Below are 25,379 nucleotides of genomic sequence, written 5' to 3'. Positions count from 1 at the left end.
TTTTATTAGATATTCACCTATACATTCTCTTTTATGACAGGCTCCTAAAAAACAAGTAAAGCATACAATGCTAAAAAATTCACTCATAAAAATCTGATTATTTTTTTTGAATTTCACGCAACACTTCACTTATATCACCTATTTTTTCTAAGAGCATACTTATTTGTGTGCTCTATTTATTTTTTACTAAATAACTGTTTTGTTAAAGTTTAAAACTACCCTCACTTGTCCATTTCAATTTGTTCTTCTCTTCTATTTACTATCAGCAATGCAAAGACTTCAGATATAAAATAAAAATGAACAAGTTTTCTATCATCAGCTGCATTAACACTTGCTCCAATCGGACCTGCCCCCCAACTATGTAATTTTACACTTCCGACTGAATCCTCTGGTTTTAAATCAATATTTAGGACAGCCCGTACATGCAAATAATGAATATGATGAGGTATCAACTTTCTAGAGCCACAACAAAATAGAAAAAGCATTCTCAATTAGGAGAATGCTTTTTTTGAAACTTAATTGTTCTTTGGTTTGCCCAATTTATACCTTTGAGTTAAGCAAACATATAATGAATTTGCTAGAAGATTTCACCTAATAATAAGGTATTATTTCTGAAAAACATGTTTTACTTTTTCGCCTGGAACATTACTCCCACCTCTTCCTTTTACATCTTCAATCATCATGGTAACAATCATGTCTGGCGCATTTGCATCAAAGGCTGCAAACCATCCAAGTTCTTTTCCGTCTGCTTCTTTCGACTCTTTCAATTCTGCTGTACCGGTTTTACCAGCAAGAGTTACACCATCAACTTTAGCAATTCTCCCCGCACCATCAGAGTCATTAATGACTTTTATTAATGCACTCTTTAAAATCTCTTGATTCTTTTTAGAAACCACATTTTCTTTCCAATTCCCCGCTACTTTTGTTTCTTTTAAAAGATGAGGCGATGGAATATTCCCTTCATTCACAATCGGTGCATATGTTAACGCTAAATGAAGTGGTGTCATTAATACTTGTCCTTGTCCGTATCCTGTGTCTGCTAGCTGAATATCATTTTTTATCCCATCTTTTGCAATTGTTGAAATAGGAAATTCGTATTCGATTGGTAATTTTTCATGAAATCCGTATTTCTTAAATTCACTTACATACTGATCTTTCCCCATTTTCAAAGCTTGTTGAGCAAAATAAATATTATCAGAGTACTTCATTGCCTTATCAAAATCAATTGGACTAGCTTCCTTCACACGTGTTACATAATAATTTCCCCAAGATGAATCTTTTGTCCACTTTAATCCTTGAATTTTAAATTCTTCCTTAGGATTTATTGTGTTTGTTTCCAAACCAATTGCACCTGTAATCGTTTTAAATACGGAACCTGGTACAAATGCTTGTGTAAATCGATTCATCATTGGCAGTTTCGAGTCGTTATTCCATGCTTCTCGTTGGGCTTTTGATGCTCCTCTAACTATTGTATTTGGATTATAAGCCGGGCTACTTACAAGTGCGATTGTTTCACCTGTTTTAGGATTGACGGCTGCACTAGATCCTGCTTCATTTTTCATCTCATTAAAGATTTTTTCTTGAATTGCAGCATCAATTGTTAACGTAACATTTTCCCCTTCTTTTGCTTCTTTTTTTGCTACGTTTTTAATCTCTTTCCCGTTCTCATCTTCCATAAATACGCGTCCACCCTTTTCACCACGCAATTTATTCTCTAATACTTTCTCTAAACCTGTCTTACCTACTAAATCATCTGCTTGATAACCTTTTTCTTGAAGCGATTTTAACTCCTCTGCATTTACCTTTCCTATATATCCCGTTAAGTGTGCGGCTGCTTCTCCTAATGGATAGGTACGAACATTTACTGGGCGAGATGAAACTCCTTCTAATTCAATATAATCATTCTGTCTAGTTCCCTCTTTTAAAATACCAATTGGTACAAGAGAATCTGGTTTTATCCATTTCGCTGTGAGCTTCTGATCGATCTCTTCTGTAGACATATCAAGTAATTGTGCTACTGTTTCTTTCGTTTGCGCTGCCGTTTCACCTAGTTTCTCTGGAATAATTCCAATCTCAGTCGCTTTACCATTCGTTGCAAGCCCTTTTCCATTTCGATCATATATTTCTCCGCGTTTTCCTTGCTCTGTTTGCATGCGTACTTTGTAATCTTTTTTCATACCTGGGAAAATAAAATCTGGTGTCCAATCTATTTTCCAAGATTCCTTATCTTTCACAAGTTTTGCTTCATGGATGAATGAAACTGTTCCTACATCCGTGTCCATGTTAACTTCAAAAAGAAGAAGTTCTTTATCTTTAGCATTCTCTCCTTTCGTTTTAACTTTTAAATTCTTAACTCCAATACCCTCATAGATTTTTTGATATTTCTCTATGAAATCCTTTTTAGAAATCGTCTTTTTTGCATGTTCTGATAAACGATCATACATATTTGTAAATTTTTTATCATTCCATAAATTAATATATTCTTCAAATGCTTGTTTTGGCGGTTCGTTTTTATTACATCCTACCAACATAACTCCGAAACAAAAGAAAAGCAGCATCCATATTTTTTTCAATTCAATCTTCTCCCTTAGTTAAAAATGATTATTCCTTCCTTGTTATATTTAATAAAAAATGTTTTAACGCTTAATAGACAGTGTAAGTAATGAAATAGTTCCACATTTGCAAAAAGAATTAACTTTATTGTTAAGCTGCATTCAAAAAAGGAATCCTTATAGCAAGGATTCCTTAACAGAGAATAACAAAAATATAAACAATAAGTATAATTTATAGGTGCCCTATATCCTTCTTTTTCTCATCAAAAACCCCTGCGCTGTATGCGACAGGGGTTTCTGACGGTATCATCATAGTTTATTCTACAGCTTATTTAGAAGAGTCATGTACAGGTAAACTACTAAAAATCAATTCAGCAACTTTTACATATCCTTTTGAGTTTGGATGAATTAAATTCGTAGACCAAAGCGTATTGTCATTAACTAAATGATGATTCCAAAAGTCAACATGATGAAGCTTATATTCTCTACTCAGTGAAAGTATAACTTCATTTGCCTCCAATAATTGTTCTTTTAATACTTGTTTTTTTTCAGAAGAAAAAGGAAGCCTAACTGTAAAATCTGGAAGGTTTGCTATAATAATATCGGCACCTGTTTTACTTAATGTATCTATCATAAATTCCATATCATTCTTATATGCACGATGATTCCAACGGCCTTTTAAAACATCGTTTGCACCTGCGATCAAACTAACCAAATCTGGATTAAAAGTTAATGCTTTTTCCAATTGCTGCGAGCGAATTTCTTTAGTTACTAACCCACGCTTTGCAAAATTAGCATACGTTAAATCGTTTACACACAGTTGAACAAAATGGTCTACCCAGCTTTTTAATGCTATTCCCTCAACTTCATCCCCTATCCCCTCTGTAAAACTATCACCAATCGCTACAAATCGCTTCCACATATATAGTCCCCCTTTATTATTAACCATATCTATACTATACAATAGCTCACACCGTAATTGTTATTTCTAAGTGGTTTTCGATTTCAATTATATTCCACTTTACTATATTTACATTTAGAATCCAAAATTGACCGATTCCCAATATGCTTAGGAATCGGTCATATTCGTATATTTACTAAAGAAATAAAATCTCTCTAGGAATTATACTTTTTTCAAAAAATTTGTTGTTCTTTTTTTTGCCCAGTTGATACATTTCTTTTCGATTAAATGATACGAAACTATAGAAAAAAGTAGTGTCATTATAATGCACAAAGTGAGAAGGGAAAAAATAGGTATCTTTGTATACAAAAGTTTAAATAGTACCATCATGATTGGAAAATGACACAAATAGATACTATATGAAATTTCCCCTACGTATACAAATACACTCTTATTTAAAAATGCTTTTACTTTTAGGTTACTCATGGCCATGATAATAAATATGCTAACACCAATTACGACACCCCAATCTTTTAATAAGAAAGTAGTATCATTACGGGAAAAACCATAAATTAAAATGGAATATAAATATAGAATAATCCCTAATGCAATAAGAACTCCTTTTTTAAATTTTTTCATATTTTGATATAAGTAAATAAGTTTTTCCTGATACTTAAAAAGTAACATTCCAACCATAAACATAGATGTGAAATGCAGTGTATCGGCATAACCATTATAAAATCCCTCTGCTTTCCCAATATGCAACATATTAAGGAAAACACTAATTAAAGAAAAGCTCAAAGCAATTAGTATCGTTTTCTTCCAACTCAGTTTATAAAAAAGAAGGAATAACAAAGGAAACACAATAGATATACGCATTTCTTGTGCCAATGACCAAATAACTGGATTATAATTTTCCGTAAAAAAATTATTAAGAAGCACAATGTGGTTTATAATATCTATTTTTGTTATAGATCCTTGCCACCTATCATAGAACCAATCCCGTAGTCCTGCCACTTCATACGGTGAAAACAAAATAAATAGCGCAAAGGTAATGATTATCCAAAAATAGTAAGGAATATAGATTCTTACAAATCGCTTAATTAAATATCCCCAATAATTTGTTTTTGAATGATAAAGTGCCATAGATAACACAAAACCACTCAGTACATAAAAAACGATTACAGCTTCTCCACCCGCCCATAAAAACCTAAGCGGGGAAAATTTAATAGAATTAGGCAACGATGGTAGCATTAAACAAAAATGTCCAAATACCACTGTAAGTGCCGCTAACCCTCGTATGGAATCTAATTCTTTTATTCTCTTACTCATAAAATATTCTCCTTGTAAATTGTAAATTTTGCTGTTAATAAAGGCCACTATACTAGTGTAGTGGGAGAATCGTACATATTCTTTCTTTAAATCCCTAATATAAACGGTACAAACTCAATCTATGCATCTATTTTCTAGCCTCCATTTCTTTATATAATTAATTTAAAACAAAATATTTAATAGAAAGAAAAGATTTTATTAAATTTTTATAAAATTTGATAACAGAAATAAGTACCAGGTATCAATTTTCATTTTCACTTGATGGAATAATGAATGTTCTTTCATCATGTAACTTTATTAAACTAACCTTGCATCAGAACCCTTTGAATCGAAATATTCATAATAAACGCCATCCTTCCTGTATATTTCTACAAAAAGAATAGCGTTTTTTGATTATATGGATACAAATTTATTTTAGCTTGATTGCAATACGAAAAGTTCCGAAGAACCAAATTTGAGAATTAATACAATCTTCCATTCCAAGCTATCCTCATAAGAATCTATAGTACTTTGAAACTTTTTGTTTCAGATTACTATTTAGTTTTATCCTATAAAGTTAGCTTTTTACTATATCAACCGCACTATCCCACATACCGCTAAAGAAAGATCCGATTTGGCGCATAAAACGTGTAAACCAATTTGCTTGTTCTACATCAGATTTTGTTACAAGGTCTATTTGTAATGATTTACCTGATAAGAACCCAGGATCTGTATTATCTTTAGGCGAGATAATCATTTTACTAATTGTTACACCTTTTTTAATAGGCGCTTCTTGTTCTTTATTCGATACTTTAAATTCTTTTTTATAAATGTCATTGTTGCCCTTTGGCATTGGAAGTGCAACAGCTTGCTTCGTTTGAACAACTACATCTTTGTCTTTTGCATTTGCTACTCGCACTGTTTCATGCCCTTTTACTACTGCATCTTTCCCATAGACTTTCTTCACTTCAAAATTCGCAAATCCATAATCATATAATTTCTTTGTTTCATCAAAACGTGCCGTATGAGATTTTGCTTTTATCACTACAGAAATTAGACGCATACCATTTCTTTCTACTGTACCCGTGAAACAATCTCCCGCTTCTGGAGTCGTTCCTGTTTTCAAACCATCTACACCTTCATATTGCTTAATTAAACCTTTTAACATCCAGTTAAAATTCGCCATATCAATTGGATATTTACCACCCTTTTGGAATGTTTTTTTAGGGATTTTTGCTGTATTTAATATTTGGGGGAAATCTTGAATAAGACGTTGTGCTAAAATTGCACAATCCCTTGCAGACATTTTATTTTTCTCGTCTAGAGTTGTCCCTTCTGGGTGATATCCTTTTAAATCTTGATTTGTTAAGCCTGTAGAGTTTACAAATTTATAATCTTTCATTCCAAACTCTTTTGACTTATCGTTCATCATTTTTACAAAATTGACTTCTTTACCAGCAATCTCTTCAACTAAAGCAATTGTTGCACCATTTGCAGAGTAAATTGCCATTGCCTCATATAACTCTTTTACCGTATAAGAGCCACCATTTTCTAATGGAACGTTTGATAATGAATGATCTTGCGAAATCTTATGTGCATATTCAGAGATTTTAACTTTTTGATCCCATTTAAGTTTTCCTTTATCTACCGCTTCATGAACTAAGTATTCGCTCATCATTTTTGTCATACTAGCAATTGCCAATGATTCATCTGCATTTTTTTGATATAAAATTTTTCCGGAATTTTCCTCTATTAAAATTGCTGATCCTGCTTCAACGTCTATAGCAGGAACTGTTTCCGCTGATGCTCTTCCAGATGTAACAACAATGCTACAAAATAGTGCAAGCACTGTTACTATTGCAATAAATCTCTTGCAAAACATACCTTTCACTTCTGTTACCTCCAATATCTTTGTACTCAAAAAACGTTCTTCTAACATAATCCTCAAAAAAATAGACAGTGTTATCAAATTCTATATACATATAAGACGTTAGGATAACTTTCATATAGACCATCTCATCCGACACTTTTAGGTGCACTGATACTTTGTATTCCCACACATATCCCTTTTTTTAGGATTACAATTAATAGACAATCTAAATAATACATTTGTTCCACATTTACAAAAAAATAAAACCAGTGTGTCCCGATTAAATATCGAGACACACTGGTAATCAAGCATTCGTTTATTAGCTATCAAGGATTTTAATTATTCAATTCAGCTATTTGCTAGACTTATATTAGAGATAAATTTTCTTTAGTCTAAACTATTAGTTTTTTGTAATAAAAAAACTACACCCTATACTGGATGTAGTTTTTCTAGCTGATTTATTTATTTTTTACTTCATTTTTATAAAAAGCAAATAATGGTTCAATGGCTGAACTAGATAAAATAGGAATTGCCTTCTCAATCAATTCTCTATCCCAATCAAACCAACGCATTTCCATTAGCATATTAATTTCTGTATCAGTGAACCGTTTCTTTATTTCCTTAGCAGGATTACCACCTACTATTGTATAAGGCGGAACATCTTTACATACGACAGATCCAGCTGCAATAATTGCACCTTCACCAATAGTAACGCCAGGCATTATAATAGCATTCATACCAATCCAGGCATCGCTTTTAATGACTGTATCACCCTTCGGTTCATATGATTGTTCTATTTGCTCAGCGAATGGATATACTGTAATCCATTCTGAGTGATGGTTATGATTACCACCCATTAAAATGACTACTCCACTTGCAATACAAACATAATTTCCGATTATGAGTTTATCAAGATGCCAACCCATCTGTTCAATTGGATTGAACAGTGCTTGGGACTTAGCATCCCCCCACAAATATCTTACACAGCCATCTTCAAAATTTTGATGACCATAATACCCCGAATAATAGGAGTACTCTCCTACTTCAATAAGTGGATTTGTTACTATATCTTTTAAGTACTTTGTTTCAGACCAATGATTATAAAATGGATGATTCATAACTTTATTCCTCGCTTCTAAGTAGTGTAGATTTTGCAATTCACTTAGAAGCTTAATGCGACTGCCACATTTTTTAGCTTTCTCAAACGACGATTCATTATCTTCAAGCCTTTCAGTTATAATAAAAAATCATAACGTAGTAAATTATATAAGTCAAATAGAGAAAGGTATAACAAATCTGTTTTTATAAACACGGGTTTGTTATATTTTATTTCTTTTGAAATTATTAATATTTTTATATAAAATACGGTATATGAAATTTTCACTTCATATACGTAGTGTAAGTTCATTATATTTTACATACTCAAAACTTATAAAAAATTCAATACAAAAAAGTAGCCTATAAATTTTTATAGGCTACCCTTAAATTCATCGGTTATTACTTAGCTAATTCTTTCGTACCCTTCATTACATCCACGAAGAATCCCCAGTTATTTACAACAGAAGAAATACTGATGTGTTCATCTGGTGTATGAACGTTAAAAATGTCTGGACCGAATGAAATTGCATCTAACTCCGGCATTTTTTGAACGAATACACTGCACTCAATTCCAGCATGTACAGCGAAAATCTCAACATCTTTGTTATATTTTTCTTGATGCACTTTTTCAAACAAATTTCGAATTTGTGAGTTTGGATTGTATGGCCACTCTGGATATGCTGACTCTAATTCAAATCTCGCACCAACTAATTCGGCAATATATTTAATCTCATCTGCAATATGTTTTTTCAAACTACTTACAGAACTTCTTACTTCGTTTCGTAATTTAATTTCATCTTGCAGTGTTTCAATAACACCTAAATTAGTTGAACTTTCTACAAGGCCTTTAATATCCATGCTCATACTTTGAATGCCATTTGGAATTAAGAATAATGATGAAATAAGCTGCTTTTGTGTTTCTTTAGCAAATACTTTTTCTACTTTCTCTTCCAATTTTGTAATTGTAACATGAACATCCGGATCAACAGCACGCATTTCTTCTTGTAATACTCTTGTCCATGACTGAAGCTTTTCTTCTACTTGCTCTACATCTTCTTGACGTAATAAAATTGTAGCTACACTTTCACGCGGAATTGCATTCGTTTTTAATCCGCCGTGAACTTCACTTATATCAAAGTGAATATCGACTGATAAATCACGTAAAACACGTCCTAATACTTTGTTCGCATTCCCGCGTTGTTTATCAATCTCCATGCCAGAATGTCCACCTTTAAGTCCGCCAACATATAGACGATATGTATCCATATTTACTGGTGCTTCTTCCCAAATTACTGGAATTGTTTCAACAGCTTTTGCACCGCCTGCACTACTTACAAGTAATTTATGGTCTTCTTCAGAATCAATATTAATAAAAATCTTTCCATCAAAGTGATTTGCATCAACTGCGAAAGCTCCGCCCATTGTCGTTTCTTCTTCAGTAGTAATAACCACTTCTAAAGATGGATGCGGAATATCTGATGAATCTAATAATGCTAATGCATAAGCAACTGCAATGCCATTATCAGCACCTAACGTTGTTTGATTCGCATATAACATATCTCCAACAATTCGTAGTTCAATTGGATCTTTCTCAAAATCATGAACTGTTGCTTGGTTTTTTTCGCACACCATATCCATATGACCTTGAATGATAATAGCTGGTACATTTTCATAGCCATCAGTTGCTTCTTTTTTAATAATGACATTTAATGCTTCATCTTGTATAACTTCTAAGTTACGCTTTTTTGCAAAACCCACTAAATAATCACTAATTTCTTTTTCATTACCTGATCCTCTAGGAATCTTTGAAATTTCTGCAAAATGATAAAATACAGGGTGCTTTGTTAATTGTTCTAAAGTAGAATACATTTTTAAGCTCCTCTCAAAAAATAAGCATTAGTTATTACAGTGTTATTATACCATGCTCAATACTCTATTATTTAAAACTTAATAATAACGAAAAAACATCTATTCTTTAGACTTTCAATAGAATACTTCTCTTAAATTTCCATAACTAGTTTTTTATACAAGCATTTTACTATACTTTTAATAAACTATAATTGATACTATTAAAAATCAATTATGGAAAGGAAGTTTTTGTTGAGTCAATCCAATAAAGAAAATCTATCCGAGAATCAAATCAGCATCGAAAAAATAAAGGCTCCACCAAACAAAAAAAGTAGTAAAAAGCCAGGTGAAAAGCACTTCCGTGTTATAGCTTATTTTTTCCCAGGAGCTGTAAAAACTGCTGCTGATGGTTCTAATCGTTACCAATTTGATATACAGCGTACTCAAAATCTATGGGGTATTCCAGTTTTCGATTATGAACCCATAGATCTTGATACTGATTTTGGTCTTACAAAAGATCAACTACAGTGCAAATTTGATCCACCAAATAGTAATGCCGCATTTGAAGCGATGAAGTTAAGAAGAGTTCAAGATGGTATCCTCCGAAATATCCCTTCAAACGTTATCACTTTATGGTATGTTCCTTTTGATATTTACCCTAATAACACCACTATTGGATGCGCATATAATGATGAAACAGTATTTATTCCTGGTCACGGATTATCTCTCCCAATGCAACATATTATTATTACAAATGATGCTGCCTCCAACTTGAATTTAAGCCTTGTCCCGCATGAATTCGGGCATATTTTCTTCTTTACCTCTCCAATTAATCCAGGTGTAGACCCTACTACAGTTCAGTTAGGTATTCAGGGAACACCACAGACTCATAGCAATGACCCCAATAATGTCATGTTTGGTACACCTGACAACAACATATTATTAGAACAAGATCAACTGACAAAAGCCAAAACGAGTCGGATTTTATTTACGAAAGAAAAACCTCATAAAAAATAATAATCATACGCCGGTTAAATTCGTATTTAACATAATATTTATGTAGGAGTAACGATTAATTTGAAATATCAGACAAAATAAAGTGTTTTTATAAGTTAAAAATCACACTTCATATCATTTACGGAATATGAAGTGTGATTCACTAAAAATATTTCAAATAAGAATATAATTACGAGCAATAGGATTGAACTGTCTACTTAAAAGAAAACTAGCCATTTTTCTTAATGTTTGTCCCTTGCATATATCTATTTTTTTTTCTATTCATTAATTTCTCTAACCGATTTATATTTTCCGTTAATGCACCTTTCACAAGAGAGAAATCTGTATTTGATTCTTCCTTTTTACCTTTAAAAAACGAAGATTTTTGTACATTTAATTCTGCCATCTCTTCTCCCCCTTTATAAAAGATACAACCTTTTATTTATATTATATAGCAAATGTAGACAGAGTGTACACTTATCATTTTCTTTTTAATTCTTCTTCTAACTCTTCTACTTGCTGCAAAGTATCTCCTTTTATTAAAGAAAAATCTGTTGCATCTTCATTTTCTTCTTTAAAAAAATCATTGTCATAGTCTTTTATCACTACAATCACCTCTACGTGCTAGTGTAGGAATGATTGTCCTATTTTATACAACTTTGTCCGAATTTGTTTCAACATTATGTATAGATGAAAAGGACAGAAAAAGATTCTGTCCTTACTTATTAAAATAACTATGATGTATTGTTAAGTTATATACGTTTTCAAAGTCTCGATCTTGTAGATTATTCTTCTTTCCATCAATAACAATAAAAACATCGTTCACTATTTTTGCCGGTATTATCCCGACATTTTCTACTTGAACCGCTTGCTGGCCATTCAATTGCTCCATATGTTCTACGGATACTGTAATACTAAATTGAGAGCGAATACCACGGAAATTCGTATTTAATTCGCTCGCTGCTTCAAATACAACAATTTTTGCACCTACTTTTTCCCCATACGAATCAAGAAATGCATTTAAACTTTTTGTATATTCTTCTTCCGTATTCCATTCCATTGTCCCAAATGCTGCTGAATTCACATTTTGAATAATTGTCGTATATATTTCTCCTCTTGCTTTTGAAGCAATTAATGACCGTTTGATTGATTGGACCGTCTTTCCGATATCACTGAATTTGGCGCCCCATATTTCTGAAATGTTAGGTGTCAAAATGAATGCAATATCAACGAAAATCACCATCGCAGTAAACATTAAAAGATTTTTCCAGAGGGTTAAATCTATTCCTTTAATCATGAAATAAACTGTGACTGATGTTATAAACAAACCATACCAAGCTTTTCGAATTCGTTGTTTCTTCTCCTCATACAATTCTTCATTTTTCCAATAAAAGAAAACGAGAACTACAAAGGCGATTGCTAGAATAAATAAGCCGATTCGAATGTTAGAGATCGTCAATCACATCACCCTCCATTCAAAAACTCTTCACGATATCATTACATGCGTAACCAGCCCTCTTTATGACAAAAGACGTGGACAACCTTCTAATTTTAGCTACATCGCATATACATTAAAAGGAGGCCACGTCTTTTGTTATGAATCTACATTGTATATGTAGACAAGCATACGTTTCAAATTTTCATGTTAAAAAGAAATATGTTTCGGAATTTCCCCTTCAGGTACTTCTCCGTCCATACTTAAGTAATAATGACGAATTGGGCGTAATTTTTCATCCAACTCATAAACAAGCGGAATGCTAGTTGGAATGTTCAATGATACTACTCCATCACTTGAGAGGTTGTCTAAGTATTTCACTAACGAACGAATTGTATTGCCATGCGATGAAATTATTACTTTTTCACCATTTTTTAATGATGGTGCAATTTCTAAATGCCAATAATCAACAACTCTTTTCTCCGTATCCTCTAAACATTCAGTTAATGGAAATTCGCCTTTTTTAAGTTTCTTATATTTTGGATCGTTCACTTCATATCGAGGATCAACTTTAGTAAGAGCAGGCGGTCTCACATCAATACTTCTTCTCCAAATATGAACTTTTTCATCTCCATATTTTTTTGCAGTTTCGTCTTTATTCAATCCTTGTAGTGCACCATAATGGCGTTCATTCAACTTCCATGAATTATGTATAGGGACCCAAGTGAGATCCATTTCATGAAGTACAATCCATAATGTCCGAATTGCTCGTTTTAATACTGATGTATATGCAACATCAAACGTATATCCATTCTTTTTTAATATTGCCCCTGCTTCTCTCGCTTCACTTAATCCATTCTTTGATAAATCTACATCTGTCCATCCTGTAAATCGATTTTCAAGATTCCACAAACTTTGTCCGTGACGAATGAGTACAAGTTTTATCATTATAATTCCCCTCTCGGAAATATGAGTTTTAATGTTCCAATACGTACACATATAAAGTTTTTGGAAATGTAATTTTTTTATCCATAGTTGCCAAATATACAGATAAAAATTTATGATTTTTCAAACTACAAAACAAGATACTATTTCTATCTTTTATTTTACTGGTATTTCACGCTTAGACGTCCATGCATCAAATCCTGAACGGCTATTTGCCATTTCATTCATAACTTGATGCCAACTTTCTTCACATGATTCGCCAAACTGTGAGAAAATAGCTCCCATTTGTTCTCTTTGAACATCGCTCAGTTTTTTCTCTAATTCTGTTCCTTCTTCTGTTAAAGACAGCTGTTTCACACGACGATCATGTGCAGCTTCATTACTCTCAATAAGTCCTTTATCTAACAGTTGGCGCAACGGTCCATGAAGAGCTTGTTTACTTATTTCTAAAAGTGATAGCAGCTCATTTACACTAAGCCCTGGAAAACGAGCAATAAAAAACAGAATTCTATGATGCACACGCTGTATACCGTACTCTTTTATAATTTCATCTGGTTTTTCTGTAAAAGTTTTATATGCAAAGTAAAATAATGCTAATGCCTCATTCATTTGTTCTTCTTTATGTTGTGTCATCTACTTTCCCCCTACATGTAAATTATACCACAATTCACTTATGAATAATTTAGTTGGGATATTGAGCCTAATTTCTTCATTCTAAAACCAACAAATTTCAACTATTGTATTTTTGAAGTTTGTTTAATTCGCACACTATACCTTCAAATAAAGTTTCCAAATTACTTTTTAAAAACTTCTTAAGGAAATAGGTTAAATTCAAATGATAAATATTTTAAAATTTATTTATTAATATTTTAAAAAACCAATTGTGATTGGAGTGTTATTTTATGCAAACAAAAAAAGTTTACCTTTATGTATTTAATACGATGTCAGACTGGGAATATGGACATTTAATTGCAGAACTAAACTCAGGAAGATATTTCAAAAAAGATTTAGCCCCATTAAAGGTAGTTACAGTAGGAGCTAATAATGAAATTATTACTACGATGGGAGGACTGAGCATAAAACCAGATATTTCTCTGGATAAATGTACTCTTGAGAGTAACGATCTTTTAGTGTTACCTGGAGGGACTACTTGGGGAGAAAGCATTCATCACCCTGTCTTGAAAAAAATTGGTGAAGCGTTAAAACTTGGCACTATTGTTGCTGCCATTTGTGGTGCAACTGAGGGTTTAGCGAATTTTGGATACCTAGATTCTAGAAAACATACAAGCAATGATTTAGAATATATTAAAATGGTTTGTCCTAATTATAAAGGAGAACAATTTTATAAGATGGAACCTGCAGTATATGATAAAAATTTGATTACTGCATCAGGAGTAGCTCCTCTGGAATTTGCAATGGAAGTATTGAAAAAAATTGATGTATTTACACCAGATACATTGTATTCATGGTATAAGCTAAATACAACTTATAAACCTGAATACTTCTTCCAGTTAATGAATTCCATTACTAGATAAGCTGAAAAATTAAATTAGCAGTTTTATATTATATAAAAAACTTAAAGAGCACCCCTACAGTTTTGTTATAAATACAACCGGTAACTAAATCTCTTTTAAATCTTATTGCATAACGGCGGTCTTTCTTCTTTGGTAATAATGATGAAACGTCATTAAGAATCGATGACAGTTGTAAAACAAAAAAGGGATGATACATATTAGTCTTGAATCATCCCTTTTGTTGTGCCGTTAATGTGACCATATTATTTTAATTATTCATCTCCAGCAAGCGTTAACTGCCAAGATACGCCATACTTATCATTTAACCAGCCAAACTTTTTACTAAACGGATATGAACCTAAAGGCATAAGAACTTTTCCATCTTGTGCTAGTTTATGAAAAACTGTTTCAATTTCCTCTTCCGTCTCACAAGTTACATAAAGAGACATAGCTGGCGTAAATGTAAAATCATGCTTTACATAACTATCGATACACATGAACTCTTGGCCATTTAGCGTAAAAGTTGCATAAATTACAGTTCCTTCTTTTCCAGGTCCATTTTCATCGTAACGAGAGATACTTATAATTTCTGACTGATTAAACAGTGTTGTATATAAGTTCATTGCTTCCTCAGCTTTACCCTCAAACATTAAAAACGTAGTAATTTTTTGATTTGTGTTACTCATTTAGAGACATCCTCTCGTTATGTATTAATACTTAATATAAGTCCGGATAACCAGTTAACCGAACGTATATTCTTATAATTGTATTGTCTATAAAAACTATGAGTTTGTCAATTACCTACTTTTTTTATTTCTTTTTAAATAATGCTGTCCAAAGAAACGACTCTCCAAACATATCATTCGGTTGTTCAATTTGTTTCATCTTTCTAATTTCAATTACTTCAAATTCATTAAATATCTCTCTTAATTTTTCTTCCGAATACGCAAGACCACCTTGTAAACTCCAGCCTCTATATACGTCCCAATCTGTTATTTCTGATCCATTCCGCTCATCTAAATCGCCCGCTGCAAAACATGTTAATCCGAAATAGCCACCTGATTTTAATGAGTTTTTAATTACATCCACATAATTCATTCTTCTATGCGGTGGAATATGATGCAAACAACCCGAATCATATACAAAATCAAATTCATTTTGAGCATCTAAATTAAAAATTGACTCACAAATAAAGTGAACTCCTATTCCTTTTTCTAATGCCCTCTCTTTCGCCCAATTAATACCTTCTACAGATAAATCCACTGCTGTTACATCAAACCCTTGCTTCGCTAAATAAATTGCATTTCTTCCTGGACCACATCCAAGCTCTAACACTTTCCCTTTGAAAACCCATTCTTTTTGTAAATATGAAACTAGGTTTTCATCTGGAATATTTTCAAAAAACGGAACATCCTTTTCTCTATTTGCATAAAATTCATTCCAAAATGGTTCAGCAGATCTTAATAATGAATCAAGCATTTTTAAAATATCTTCTTGTGTGTGTAACGTTTCATTTTTCATTTGTACCCCTCCACATTTCAATAGTCAGAAAATTATTATATATCTTTTAGAACTTTCAAAAAAAGAAAACCCCCACATTTTATTTCTTCTTTATTTTTTAAATTATTTTAAATACGGTAAATGAAATTATTAGAATTACACTTATGACGTAAATACGTAACAACCTACTCATAGAATACAAAAAAGAGCCACAAATTTTTGTGACTCCTTCTACAGTAATAATTGTATCAGAATTTTTTATTATATATCGATTTCCCTAACAACAAACGGACATATCTCTTCAACTCGATTACAACTTCATAATTTAACGCCCACGTCTTTGCTGACCTTGTTTTGTACTACTTTTCTTATTACTTGGCTTATTAAATGATCGATTGTTATCATTTCTCGAACTATTTCTTGAATCGTTTCTTGGACCACCTTTTGAACCACTTCTTGAACCTTCACGGCTATCTCTTTGACGATATTGACCTGATTTCTTTGGAGCCGGCTTTTGTACCGGTTTTCCATTTTCATCTACATTTTTTATCATCGGTTGTTCGATTATTTGTCTTTGTATTGGTGCACCAAGCGTTTTTTCAATTTCTTCTAAATGTTTTTCATCTTTCGCTGCAACGAACGTAATTGCAAGACCTGATCCACCTGCACGTCCTGTTCGGCCAATGCGATGAATATAACTTTCTACATCTTCAGGGATATCAAAGTTAAATACGTGCGTTACACCATCTACATCAAGTCCACGAGCTGCTACATCCGTTGCGATTAAGTACTGAATTTTAGCTTCGCGGAAACTCTTCATAACTCTTTCACGTTTCGCTTGAGGTATATCACCATGAAGTTCAGCACAATTATAACCTAGTCCTTTTAAATTATCATAAAGCTTACTTGCTCTAACCTTTGTACGACAGAAAATAACTGCTAAAAATGGCTGATCACGATCCATAACAAAACGAAGTGCATCTGGCTTTGCACGATCTGTCGTCTCAATGACACGCTGCTCAATTGTATCTACCGTTACTTCTTCACTTTGTACTTGAATCATTTGCGGATCTTCCATATAACGCTTCGCCAATTTTTTAATATCTTTTGGCATCGTTGCTGAGAATAACATCGTTTGTTTACTATCAGGTGTCTCATCTAAAATATCTTCAATATCATATAAGAAACCGAAATAAAGCATTTGATCCGCTTCATCTAGTACAATCGTTGAAAGATTACTTAAATCAATTGTTTCACGTCGTATATGATCTAATAATCGTCCTGGTGTCGCTACAACAATATGTGTATTACCTTTTAGTTTTCTCAATTGTTGTGCTACATCTTGCCCGCCATAAATCGCTAGTACATTAATATCTTCTCTTTGAACAAGCATTTTTTTAATTTCAGTTGTAATTTGCAGTGCTAGTTCCCTTGTTGGTGCAACAATTAAAGCCTGAACATCACTAGACTCTGGATCAATTTTTTCTAAAATCGGTAACACGAATGCAAGTGTTTTTCCTGTTCCAGTTTTTGCTTGACCAATTATATCTTTACCAGACAGTATTACCGGAATCGCTTTCTCTTGAATTGGTGTTGCTTCTGTAATTCCATTTTCACGTAATGTATGATTAAAAGTTTCACTAATTCCTAATTCTAAAAAGTTTTTCAAATAGACCACTTCTTTTCCTTATTTTTCACATTAGCTTTCATTGTACCATTTGTTTCGCCAAATATGAAAAATAAAAAAATTCTTACCTTCTTTTTTTATATTCATCGTGTACTAGATGCACAAATTCTTTTTGTTTTTCCTCAGATTTTATTAATTCTTCCATATTAATAGAAGACAAAATGAACTTTTTAATTTTTCTATTACTCCAAATTAATCTTGTATACTTCGGATCTTCATGCAGATTTCGAAACCACTCTAATTCGCTTAACTTCGCAATATGATATTTTAATTTCATGTCATTTCGGGGATAAAACAAAATAATATCTGATATTACATCAAATAAAGAGCTCATAGTCTTCCCTCCTATGACTTCTTTTAAATATATACGTTCCTTTACATATACATTTAAAATTTACGGAAATATAGTTAGAGGGTGATAAAAGTGAACACTAAATTAATAAAGATTTTTTGCATATTTTTCTTACTATATTTTCAATCCACCTCAATTATTATGGCCAAATCTCAAACCGATGTAATAAGTAAATTTAAACATGCTTTACTCAAAAATGACGAGAAATTAATGCAGTCATATGTAACAGAAGGGATTAAACTAACTACTTTCCCAAAAGATAAACATCTTCATGAAATTGTAGAAGTACCGTCGCCTAAAGAGGATACTACAATTCTTATTGCTTATGTCAAAGACACTAATGATGTATTTACTATTGGTTCCATTTTAGAAATAGTAACGAAAAAGAATAAAATATCTCGGATTAATCAAATTTATGATGGAACTAATCCCTTTATGAAAGAAGCTACTATTGTAAAAGAATATGAATTGAAGTTTTAACAGCATATACTAACAGCCACAAAATTCCCATTCGATATTCAGCAATTTTACGGTTACATCTATAACAATTACTTGGAACTCCATTACAATAATGAAGATATTAATGGAGTTTTAAAAATCACTGTTTCACCAGTTCAAAATAAATTAGACCAATATGTACATAGGGGAACTAAGTTCTACAATTTAACAAATAATATAAAAGCATTATATAATCCTCATTTTGACTTAGCATATGAGCTTATCTTTCAGAAGGACGGTTTTCAATATAAAATCGCCATTGGTAACAAACTACATATAAAAAGAAAATACAATGTTAATGATTTGATTCAAATTGCAGAATCAATGAATTGAAAAACAGATCTTTTCGATATAGGAAAGATCTGTTTTTTTATTATTTTGAACAGGTACTTTCCTATTCTTATGGAAATATACAATAAGAATAAATAATAAAATTGATTATTCTTTCGCTTCTTTGTCCATCCTTTTAAAAAATCTATATTTTTGTAAAAGGAGTGTTTATATGGAGAAACAGACACTTTGGAAAAAATTCAAAAAAAGCTCAGTAAACCTCGGAAAATCCAGCGTATATGAAAGTATTATTTTATTCTATATAATGAAAAAGAAAGAGTTACCTACTAAAGCGAAACTCTTAATATTAGCCGCTTTATCCTATTACGTATTAACAATCGATTTCATTCCAGATATAGCTGCTATTATCGGGATTGGCTTATTAGATGATGTTTTAGCAATCGCTATAGCACATAAATATGTTATGCGACATGCCGATGCTAAAATTAGAGAAAAGAGTAAATTAAAAATGGAGTCATTATTTACTTCAGCACAAGCATGATAAAAAGGAGCTAAGATAATATTCCTTAGCTCTTCTTTCATAAAACTAATTTGTTGCGTGAAATTTTGATTTATACAACTAATAATCCGTGAAAAGTTTCACTTTGTTACAAATATCATTTCACTTCATTAGCTACAAAAAAGTGCTCACAAACACTTGAAATACGTTGCAAGTCTACGTTCCCACCAGATATAACCGCTACTACTTTTTTTCCTTTTATATAGTTATCAACTTTCCCTGCAAGTAGAGCAGCAGTTGCTAATGCGCCCGCACCTTCTACAACAGCTTTTCCACGTTGTAACAAGTCTTTCATTGCTACTTCCAGCTCTTTTTCTGATACTGTTACAATATCATCCACTAATTCTTTTACAATTTCAAATGTTAATTCCCCTGGTATTTTAACCGCACAACCATCTGCAATAGTAGGTGCCTCATAATGTTCTACAATTGTACCTTTGTCATAAGATGCCTTCATTCCGTGAACATTATCTGCTTGGACACCAATTATATTAATGGATGGATTAAAAGATTTTAATGCGACAGAAATTCCAGAAATAATTCCGCCTCCACCAATTGGTACAATTACAGTATCAACATCCCACATATCATCGAGAATATCTAAACCAATTGTTCCTTGACCAGCCATTACCTCTACATCATCATATGGATGCAAGTATGTTTCACCTGTTTCTCTTATAATTTCCTCACATTTTGCCTTTGCATCATCAAAGGTTTCACCAAATAAAATGACTTCAGATCCATATCCTTTAGTTGCTTCAACTTTCGCCTGAGGTGCAGAAATTGGCATTACAATTTTACTCTTAATACCGAGTAAATGAGCAGATAAAGCAACTCCTTGTGCATGATTACCTGCCGAACATGCAATTACGCCTCTCTCTTTTTCTTCGTCTGTAAGCTGAGACATTTTGTTAAACGCACCACGGAATTTAAAAGAACCCGTTAATTGCATATTTTCTAATTTCAAATGAATTTCTCCACCTGTTTTACTAGTCAAATAAAAAGATTTTACTAATGGGGTTTTACGAGCATTTCTATCTAGAATTTTTTGAGCTTTTTTAATATCGGCTATATGTAATGGTAGTTTTCTAGTTATCATACTAACACCTCTTCTAATGATTTATAATCTACTGTTTGTCTCATTTCTAAGTTTTCGTAAGTAATAACCCCTTTATACGAAACCAACTATGTTAAGAAAAATGTTTTATATATGTACCCCACTCTTTAATACACACATTTGCAAACAATTCAGCATCCTCTTCATATCACGTTCTTTATAGTGATTCAGACATGCAATTTGGATCCAGTTATTCTTTTGTAAATATGCTGATTCATAATGAACAATATATCCTTGCAACGCTAATGCATCGCCTACTTCCTTAGAAGACTGCCCTTCATTTAATTGAATGGTAAGAACAATTTGAGCAGCATGATCTTTAGGTGAAACAAGCTTTAAGCCCATAGTAGTAATAGCTTGTTCAATATAAGCATACGTCTCTTTTATTTTTTCAAATGCCTCTTCATCTTCAAATCTCTTCAATGCTTCTTGCAATGCATAAATTAAATTCCATGAATGGGAGTACGGAATACTATCATTCATTTCATACATACCAATGTCCATATACGCGGGTATTGCTTCGTTTTTCTCTATAATGTGATTATGAAAAACGAAAGATAATCCTGTAAATGATTTCATCGCTTTTCCGCTTACACCACTTGCAAAATATACATCCTTCAAATTTATTCGTATTGCTCCAATTGAGCTTATACAATCTACACATAGTTTCATTTGATACTTTTTACAAAGGGTGTTTAGTTCTTCTAAATTATTTAACATTCCAGTTGATGTTTCATGGTGAACAAACCAAAGCCATTCATAATCTCCAGTTAACATTATTTTTTCTAATTCTGTATAAATAAACGGCTCTGCCATTTCTTTTTTATACGTATCAAAATTTAAATGTGCACGTTTTGCCTGCTCAATTAATCTATTACCGAACTCCCCATTCGCTAAAACTAGTCCTTTACCTTTTAATGAACGTAACTGTAAAGCAATTGCATCATTCGCTAACGTCCCTGTTCCTAACATAAGTTGTACACGTTTTGCTTTCGTTATTTGAAGTAATCGTTTTTTTACATTTTCCATCGTCACTTGAAATGACTTAGAGCGATGGGAAATAGGCTTAGTAGAAAATGCCTTTTGGACATTCTCTTCGATATCTACCGGGCCAGGTAAAAACGTATATTCTTTCGTCATAATTCCCCCAACACTCGACTCTTCAAACTTAGCAGGTGTAACATACATTGGCTGAAAAGCTGCTTCTTCTGTACCAACTAACGTATAGAAAGGTTTGAATCCCATTTGCTCATATAGAGGAAGCTCACGTGTTGTGGCTGAAATGAGTGCCAATTCATATCCATTTAGAAGCAAATAACGATGTAAAAAGCGAATTAAGCCTAACAGCGCTCTTCCATTTCGATATTCACTTTCTACTGAGAGTAAACGAATTTCATATACTTTTTCTCCATGCTCTTGTAAATAAAAATCTAAATTTGAAATTTTATAATCTAATGAAAATGGTCGTTTTCCTCGCACCGCGACCATACCTACTAAATTCTCACCATCTAAACAAATTAAATATGTATTTTCTTCATGAAATCGATCTATACGAAAACGTTCTTTCGTTTCTTCATGCTGCGGAATCTCTTCTACAAATGTTTTATAGTTCAATTTATGTATACTTTCAAATTCCCAAGTTTGATCAGCAACCTTATAAATTAACCCCATATCATATCTCCTTTCTCTCTCTACTTGTCACTCACTATCTATTTAATAAAAATCATAAGTGGAGATTACTCCACTTATTAAAAGTTCAACTTTATTCTCGATTTACATATAGAATAAGTAGAATAATAAGTACACTTAAAATAGTCGTACCAATAGAGTAGGAATAAAAAATCATGCAAATTGGTAAACAAGCGATTGTAATTAACCCTGGCTTAGTAAATCCTTTAAATATTACATAAAATACAATAAAAATACCTATTAGAGTAAGCGCTATCAAATAATCAAATGCGATTAATCCTCCAATAAATGTTGAAATTCCTTTTCCACCCTTACCTTTAAACAAGATCGGATAAATATGTCCAATGATAACAGCCAATAATGTTAACATTACGAATGTAGCATCTTCAAAAAGGTATTTTGCTATATAAACTACAATTGCACCTTTGATTGCATCACCTATAAATGTAGCGACAAAATACCCTTTTCCATATACTCGCCCCATATTTCTTGCACCAGGATTTCCGCTTCCTTCATCACGAATATCAACGTTATGTCTCCATTTTGTTACTATATAAGCGGTCAATATGTTTCCAAACAAATAAGAAGCCAATACATACAACAACTGCATACTATTAATCATGTAATCATTCACTTTCTACATGGGAATACTTATACAATATTCAATTACTATGCTCATTGTACTTTTCTGACTCTACATCCCTTTATATATTTTAACATCATATTTTTACAAATCATACAAAAAATCTCATTCGGCTATTTGTACTTTAATGTATATTTCCTTCAGTAAATAATATGTTCCTTTCGCTGCCATTTCTGATTGTGATACAAATGTAACTTCTCCCATACAATTTTTCAAATTTTTAACTTCCTCAAATTCACAAAAAACCGCCTAAAAGCCGAAATATTCAACTTTTAAGGCGGTTTTTTCTATTTATTCTTAAACTTCTCTGTCGCTGCTCTCATCTTCACATTCAAATCGTGATCAATGGAGTCACGAATATCACGCTCTACTACTTCCATTTCTTTTTGGAAATTTTGCAAGTATATTTTTAGTTCTTCTTCTTTTTCTGGACGTTGTGATGGTGGTAATTGTACAACTAATGATAACATCGCTGTTAAATCTTTCATTAAGAACGTTTCAAGTTTATGTTGTTGTTCAAACATACGTTGTTCTTGATAGTACGGAAGTGCATTTAATACTGAAATTGTAATGTCATCAACCGTTCTTTGTAGTGAAGGATTAATCGAGCGTTTATATGCTTGAATTGTATTTAGTGCATCTGGATATCGATCATAGAAATACAATTTATAAAACGATAAGTCTGTCGGTTTAACAGTTTGCTGTGATTCTTGTCTCAAGAAATCTTTCACTTTCATTGTTGCAATATCAATATCTTCATTCGTAAGCTTTTTCGTTGTTTTTGCCATCACATGCACTTTTTTCTGCTTTTCTTTCGGTAACATTGAGAAAACTTGCTCTCTCGTACGTTGGCCCGATGTACAGAAAAGTGTATTTAATGTATTTTGTTCTTTTTTCCCTTCTGTACGAATCCAGCGATAAAAGAGTGGGTGCTGCGTAAATTCTTGTAAAAACGGTGTTGATTTGTTCGATAATTTCTCAATGGAATCTTGCGCTCTCTTATATGGTTTCGTCCATGAAAAATAAAGTTTACGTCCGAAGTATACAACTAAAACAACGACAGTAAATGCGATTAAAAGTAATGACCCTAATAGTAATAATACTCCTTGAATGAAACTCATTTTTTCACCTCCTCTAATGATCTGTTATTTCCTTGGACGCTGAATGAGTTTCTGCTTCATCTCATCATTAAATGTGTCAAGTTCAATTACAAACTTCTTACTAGACTCAATAATACGCTCTGACGATTTCTCAGATGCTTCAATAGCAGCGAATACATTTTGGAATGACTCACGCAATTTATCCATGCTAATTGCAGGGTTTTCAAGCAACTTAGTTGTTTCTTCTGTATTTTGTTTTAATGCTTGAGAGTTACTTAATACCATTGATTCAATCGCTTCATTCGTCGCATTTACTGCATCAATTGTTTTACGTTGATTTGTTAATGCGAGCTGAATTGCAGCTGAAACCGTTACAACATTTTGTGTCATCGTAATCGCATTACGAATTGCCTCTGTTAACTTTTCATTATTTTTCTTAATGATGTCTACAGATGCGATAGATTGTAATAATACACTTTTTGCTTGCTGCATATTCCGTGTACGTACAAGAATTTTTTCTAACGCATCATTTATTAACGGAATATCCCTTTGACGTTCGGGATTTTGTTTCTCAGCTTCAAGCATGCCAGCAAGTTTTCTTCCTAAGTATACTTGTTTATCAAGAGCGTGAATTTTATCGTGTGATTGCTCTTTTAACATTTCAAGACCCACCGTATCCTCTTGCAAGTTATCACGGCCAATGAGAAGTGATCTTATAATCTCCTCGATTTGCTTATCTATAGATTGATATTTATGCACGTAATTTTCAAGCGGATTTTTCTTGAACACTTTAAACATAAGTTTCTTCATACCAGTTGCTTTTAATGAGTTTGGGTCAAGTTCTGATACCACTTTTCGTAATTCTAACAATGTATTTGGAATTTCTTCATTCTTTCCATTCATCATCGCTGTCACAGGACGTTTTAAAGCTGATAGCGTTTGTCCTGCCGCTTGCTGCTCTTTATCCCCTAAGTCTCCAAGCTGCGATAATACTTTTGATAAATCTGTATTTTGCTCGCTATTTAACTTTTGTACATAAAGATCTGCTTCTTTATTCAGTTCTTCAAGTTCCGCATCTTTTATTACTGTATCAACTACTACTTCTACATTATTATCTTTCACAATCGATACAGGTTCTTTTTTCTCGAGTTCAGTCAACAAAATCGCTCCTTTATTTATATGTGCGAATTTATGTGCACTATATTTCATCTAATATATCGTATTTCATATACATTTTGCTTGCTTGAAATCGATTTTTCAAGAAATACCTGCTTATGCAGTCATTCCCTGTTTCATAGTATAAGTATACTTGTTCTCGTCATTATTTTCCTCAGACTTAAGACCTAGAGAGTAACATGCTGAAGGCGGATTCTTTACGAATCACCTTACTTATCACCACTGAATATTAATTTGAAGTTCCATTTAGTTACTTTCTTAATTTCATACAATGCTCTATCTTTTGACATATGCTAT

Annotated in this window: 24 protein-coding genes and 1 pseudogene; 4 read left to right on the top strand and 21 right to left on the bottom strand. The window is 32.5% G+C overall.

Annotated elements, in window-relative coordinates; genetic code table 11:
• Nucleotides 1-221 precede the first annotated feature (221 nt).
• From QUF93_RS14425 to pepD, 7 genes are all read right to left on the bottom strand, one after another.
• A complete protein-coding gene (locus QUF93_RS14425; RefSeq protein ID WP_289375522.1) occupies nucleotides 222-428 on the bottom strand; it encodes a hypothetical protein in 207 nt (68 codons plus the stop codon).
• A gap of 177 nt (nucleotides 429-605) precedes the next feature.
• Nucleotides 606-2,573 (bottom strand): penicillin-binding transpeptidase domain-containing protein, encoded by a 1,968-nt coding sequence (locus tag QUF93_RS14420; protein WP_289375521.1) that lies wholly within the window; start codon nucleotides 2,571-2,573, stop codon nucleotides 606-608.
• A 307-nt stretch (nucleotides 2,574-2,880) separates the two neighbouring features.
• Nucleotides 2,881-3,501, bottom strand: coding sequence for an SGNH/GDSL hydrolase family protein (locus tag QUF93_RS14415; RefSeq protein WP_289375519.1), 621 nt, complete (start codon nucleotides 3,499-3,501; stop codon nucleotides 2,881-2,883).
• Nucleotides 3,502-3,675: 174 nt separating this feature from the next.
• Nucleotides 3,676-4,785 carry an acyltransferase family protein gene (locus QUF93_RS14410; protein ID WP_289375518.1) on the bottom strand — a complete coding sequence of 370 codons (1,110 nt, stop codon included), beginning with the start codon at nucleotides 4,783-4,785 and terminating at the stop codon, nucleotides 3,676-3,678.
• 556 nt (nucleotides 4,786-5,341) lie between these two features.
• On the bottom strand, nucleotides 5,342-6,655 hold the full coding sequence (locus QUF93_RS14405) for a D-alanyl-D-alanine carboxypeptidase family protein (RefSeq protein WP_289375970.1): 1,314 nt from the start codon (nucleotides 6,653-6,655) through the stop codon (nucleotides 5,342-5,344).
• Nucleotides 6,656-7,092: 437 nt separating this feature from the next.
• The gene (locus QUF93_RS14400; protein WP_289375516.1) at nucleotides 7,093-7,752 is read right to left on the bottom strand and encodes a CatB-related O-acetyltransferase; all 660 of its coding nucleotides are present in this window, start codon (nucleotides 7,750-7,752) and stop codon (nucleotides 7,093-7,095) included.
• Nucleotides 7,753-8,131: 379 nt separating this feature from the next.
• Nucleotides 8,132-9,601, bottom strand: coding sequence for a beta-Ala-His dipeptidase (pepD, locus tag QUF93_RS14395; RefSeq protein ID WP_289375513.1), 1,470 nt, complete (start codon nucleotides 9,599-9,601; stop codon nucleotides 8,132-8,134).
• A gap of 231 nt (nucleotides 9,602-9,832) precedes the next feature.
• Here pepD and QUF93_RS14390 point away from each other — a divergent pair, with 231 nt between their 5' ends.
• Entirely contained in the window at nucleotides 9,833-10,597 is a 765-nt protein-coding gene (locus QUF93_RS14390; protein WP_289359183.1) for a hypothetical protein, read from the top strand.
• 208 nt (nucleotides 10,598-10,805) lie between these two features.
• Here the strand turns inward: QUF93_RS14390 and spoIISB are convergent, their stop codons facing one another.
• The 5 genes from spoIISB to QUF93_RS14365 all read right to left on the bottom strand — a co-directional run bounded on the left by spoIISB (nucleotide 10,806) and on the right by QUF93_RS14365 (nucleotide 13,589).
• Complete coding sequence (gene spoIISB / locus QUF93_RS14385) at nucleotides 10,806-10,982, bottom strand: stage II sporulation protein SB (protein ID WP_002119490.1); 177 nt, start codon at nucleotides 10,980-10,982, stop codon at nucleotides 10,806-10,808.
• 74 nt (nucleotides 10,983-11,056) lie between these two features.
• Nucleotides 11,057-11,182, bottom strand: a complete 126-nt coding sequence (locus QUF93_RS14380; protein ID WP_002119488.1) for a hypothetical protein — start codon at nucleotides 11,180-11,182, stop codon at nucleotides 11,057-11,059.
• A 112-nt stretch (nucleotides 11,183-11,294) separates the two neighbouring features.
• Nucleotides 11,295-12,035 (bottom strand): type II toxin-antitoxin system SpoIISA family toxin, encoded by a 741-nt coding sequence (locus tag QUF93_RS14375; protein WP_289359182.1) that lies wholly within the window; start codon nucleotides 12,033-12,035, stop codon nucleotides 11,295-11,297.
• A gap of 186 nt (nucleotides 12,036-12,221) precedes the next feature.
• Nucleotides 12,222-12,959, bottom strand: coding sequence for a 2,3-diphosphoglycerate-dependent phosphoglycerate mutase (gpmA, locus tag QUF93_RS14370; protein ID WP_289359181.1), 738 nt, complete (start codon nucleotides 12,957-12,959; stop codon nucleotides 12,222-12,224).
• 153 nt (nucleotides 12,960-13,112) lie between these two features.
• Nucleotides 13,113-13,589 (bottom strand): MarR family winged helix-turn-helix transcriptional regulator, encoded by a 477-nt coding sequence (locus QUF93_RS14365; protein ID WP_289359180.1) that lies wholly within the window; start codon nucleotides 13,587-13,589, stop codon nucleotides 13,113-13,115.
• Nucleotides 13,590-13,858: 269 nt separating this feature from the next.
• Between QUF93_RS14365 and QUF93_RS14360 the strand changes: the two genes are divergently transcribed.
• Entirely contained in the window at nucleotides 13,859-14,491 is a 633-nt protein-coding gene (locus tag QUF93_RS14360) for a type 1 glutamine amidotransferase family protein (RefSeq protein WP_002119482.1), read from the top strand.
• Nucleotides 14,492-14,742: 251 nt separating this feature from the next.
• Here the strand turns inward: QUF93_RS14360 and QUF93_RS14355 are convergent, their stop codons facing one another.
• The 4 genes from QUF93_RS14355 to QUF93_RS14340 all read right to left on the bottom strand — a co-directional run bounded on the left by QUF93_RS14355 (nucleotide 14,743) and on the right by QUF93_RS14340 (nucleotide 17,991).
• A complete protein-coding gene (locus QUF93_RS14355) occupies nucleotides 14,743-15,156 on the bottom strand; it encodes a VOC family protein (RefSeq protein ID WP_289375511.1) in 414 nt (137 codons plus the stop codon).
• Between the two features lie 124 nt (nucleotides 15,157-15,280).
• The gene (locus tag QUF93_RS14350) at nucleotides 15,281-15,991 is read right to left on the bottom strand and encodes a class I SAM-dependent methyltransferase (protein ID WP_088058913.1); all 711 of its coding nucleotides are present in this window, start codon (nucleotides 15,989-15,991) and stop codon (nucleotides 15,281-15,283) included.
• Nucleotides 15,992-16,295: 304 nt separating this feature from the next.
• Entirely contained in the window at nucleotides 16,296-17,648 is a 1,353-nt protein-coding gene (locus QUF93_RS14345; RefSeq protein ID WP_289375508.1) for a DEAD/DEAH box helicase, read from the bottom strand.
• A 73-nt stretch (nucleotides 17,649-17,721) separates the two neighbouring features.
• A complete protein-coding gene (locus QUF93_RS14340) occupies nucleotides 17,722-17,991 on the bottom strand; it encodes a hypothetical protein (protein WP_289359179.1) in 270 nt (89 codons plus the stop codon).
• Between the two features lie 90 nt (nucleotides 17,992-18,081).
• Here QUF93_RS14340 and QUF93_RS14335 point away from each other — a divergent pair.
• Together QUF93_RS14335 and QUF93_RS14330 are read left to right on the top strand one after the other, a co-directional pair.
• Nucleotides 18,082-18,840, top strand: a pseudogene (locus tag QUF93_RS14335) (hypothetical protein).
• Nucleotides 18,841-19,009: 169 nt separating this feature from the next.
• Nucleotides 19,010-19,339 (top strand): YkvA family protein, encoded by a 330-nt coding sequence (locus tag QUF93_RS14330; protein WP_289359177.1) that lies wholly within the window; start codon nucleotides 19,010-19,012, stop codon nucleotides 19,337-19,339.
• A gap of 115 nt (nucleotides 19,340-19,454) precedes the next feature.
• Here the strand turns inward: QUF93_RS14330 and tdcB are convergent, their stop codons facing one another.
• The 5 genes from tdcB to QUF93_RS14305 form a co-directional block, all read right to left on the bottom strand.
• On the bottom strand, nucleotides 19,455-20,456 hold the full coding sequence (gene tdcB, locus QUF93_RS14325; RefSeq protein ID WP_002119473.1) for a bifunctional threonine ammonia-lyase/L-serine ammonia-lyase TdcB: 1,002 nt from the start codon (nucleotides 20,454-20,456) through the stop codon (nucleotides 19,455-19,457).
• A 105-nt stretch (nucleotides 20,457-20,561) separates the two neighbouring features.
• Entirely contained in the window at nucleotides 20,562-22,145 is a 1,584-nt protein-coding gene (locus QUF93_RS14320) for an aminotransferase class V-fold PLP-dependent enzyme (protein ID WP_002119472.1), read from the bottom strand.
• Between the two features lie 91 nt (nucleotides 22,146-22,236).
• Nucleotides 22,237-22,785, bottom strand: coding sequence for a glycerol-3-phosphate 1-O-acyltransferase PlsY (gene plsY, locus QUF93_RS14315; protein ID WP_289359174.1), 549 nt, complete (start codon nucleotides 22,783-22,785; stop codon nucleotides 22,237-22,239).
• 308 nt (nucleotides 22,786-23,093) lie between these two features.
• Nucleotides 23,094-23,927 carry a DUF3974 domain-containing protein gene (locus QUF93_RS14310; RefSeq protein WP_105587415.1) on the bottom strand — a complete coding sequence of 278 codons (834 nt, stop codon included), beginning with the start codon at nucleotides 23,925-23,927 and terminating at the stop codon, nucleotides 23,094-23,096.
• Between the two features lie 24 nt (nucleotides 23,928-23,951).
• Nucleotides 23,952-25,064, bottom strand: a complete 1,113-nt coding sequence (locus tag QUF93_RS14305; RefSeq protein WP_070142708.1) for a toxic anion resistance protein — start codon at nucleotides 25,062-25,064, stop codon at nucleotides 23,952-23,954.
• Nucleotides 25,065-25,379 lie beyond the last annotated feature (315 nt).

It is taken from the genome of Bacillus hominis (assembly GCF_030348325.1).
Taxonomy (GTDB): Bacteria; Bacillota; Bacilli; order Bacillales; family Bacillaceae_G; genus Bacillus_A; species Bacillus_A hominis.
This window is presented reverse-complemented; position numbering and strand designations above follow the sequence as displayed.

Excerpts from the sequence above, each read along its gene's own strand:
- QUF93_RS14415 (WP_289375519.1), bottom strand. The coding sequence starts at position 3,501 with ATGGTTAATAATAAAGGGGGACTATATATGTGGAAGCGATTTGTAGCG.
- QUF93_RS14410 (WP_289375518.1), bottom strand. The coding sequence starts at position 4,785 with ATGAGTAAGAGAATAAAAGAATTAGATTCCATACGAGGGTTAGCGGCA.
- QUF93_RS14400 (WP_289375516.1), bottom strand. The coding sequence starts at position 7,752 with ATGAATCATCCATTTTATAATCATTGGTCTGAAACAAAGTACTTAAAA.
- pepD (WP_289375513.1), bottom strand. The coding sequence starts at position 9,601 with ATGTATTCTACTTTAGAACAATTAACAAAGCACCCTGTATTTTATCAT.
- spoIISB (WP_002119490.1), bottom strand. The coding sequence starts at position 10,982 with ATGGCAGAATTAAATGTACAAAAATCTTCGTTTTTTAAAGGTAAAAAG.
- gpmA (WP_289359181.1), bottom strand. The coding sequence starts at position 12,959 with ATGATAAAACTTGTACTCATTCGTCACGGACAAAGTTTGTGGAATCTT.
- QUF93_RS14365 (WP_289359180.1), bottom strand. The coding sequence starts at position 13,589 with ATGACACAACATAAAGAAGAACAAATGAATGAGGCATTAGCATTATTT.
- QUF93_RS14360 (WP_002119482.1), top strand. The coding sequence starts at position 13,859 with ATGCAAACAAAAAAAGTTTACCTTTATGTATTTAATACGATGTCAGAC.
- QUF93_RS14355 (WP_289375511.1), bottom strand. The coding sequence starts at position 15,156 with ATGAGTAACACAAATCAAAAAATTACTACGTTTTTAATGTTTGAGGGT.
- QUF93_RS14350 (WP_088058913.1), bottom strand. The coding sequence starts at position 15,991 with ATGAAAAATGAAACGTTACACACACAAGAAGATATTTTAAAAATGCTT.
- QUF93_RS14340 (WP_289359179.1), bottom strand. The coding sequence starts at position 17,991 with ATGAGCTCTTTATTTGATGTAATATCAGATATTATTTTGTTTTATCCC.
- QUF93_RS14330 (WP_289359177.1), top strand. The coding sequence starts at position 19,010 with ATGGAGAAACAGACACTTTGGAAAAAATTCAAAAAAAGCTCAGTAAAC.
- tdcB (WP_002119473.1), bottom strand. The coding sequence starts at position 20,456 with ATGATAACTAGAAAACTACCATTACATATAGCCGATATTAAAAAAGCT.
- QUF93_RS14320 (WP_002119472.1), bottom strand. The coding sequence starts at position 22,145 with ATGGGGTTAATTTATAAGGTTGCTGATCAAACTTGGGAATTTGAAAGT.
- plsY (WP_289359174.1), bottom strand. The coding sequence starts at position 22,785 with ATGATTAATAGTATGCAGTTGTTGTATGTATTGGCTTCTTATTTGTTT.
- QUF93_RS14310 (WP_105587415.1), bottom strand. The coding sequence starts at position 23,927 with ATGAGTTTCATTCAAGGAGTATTATTACTATTAGGGTCATTACTTTTA.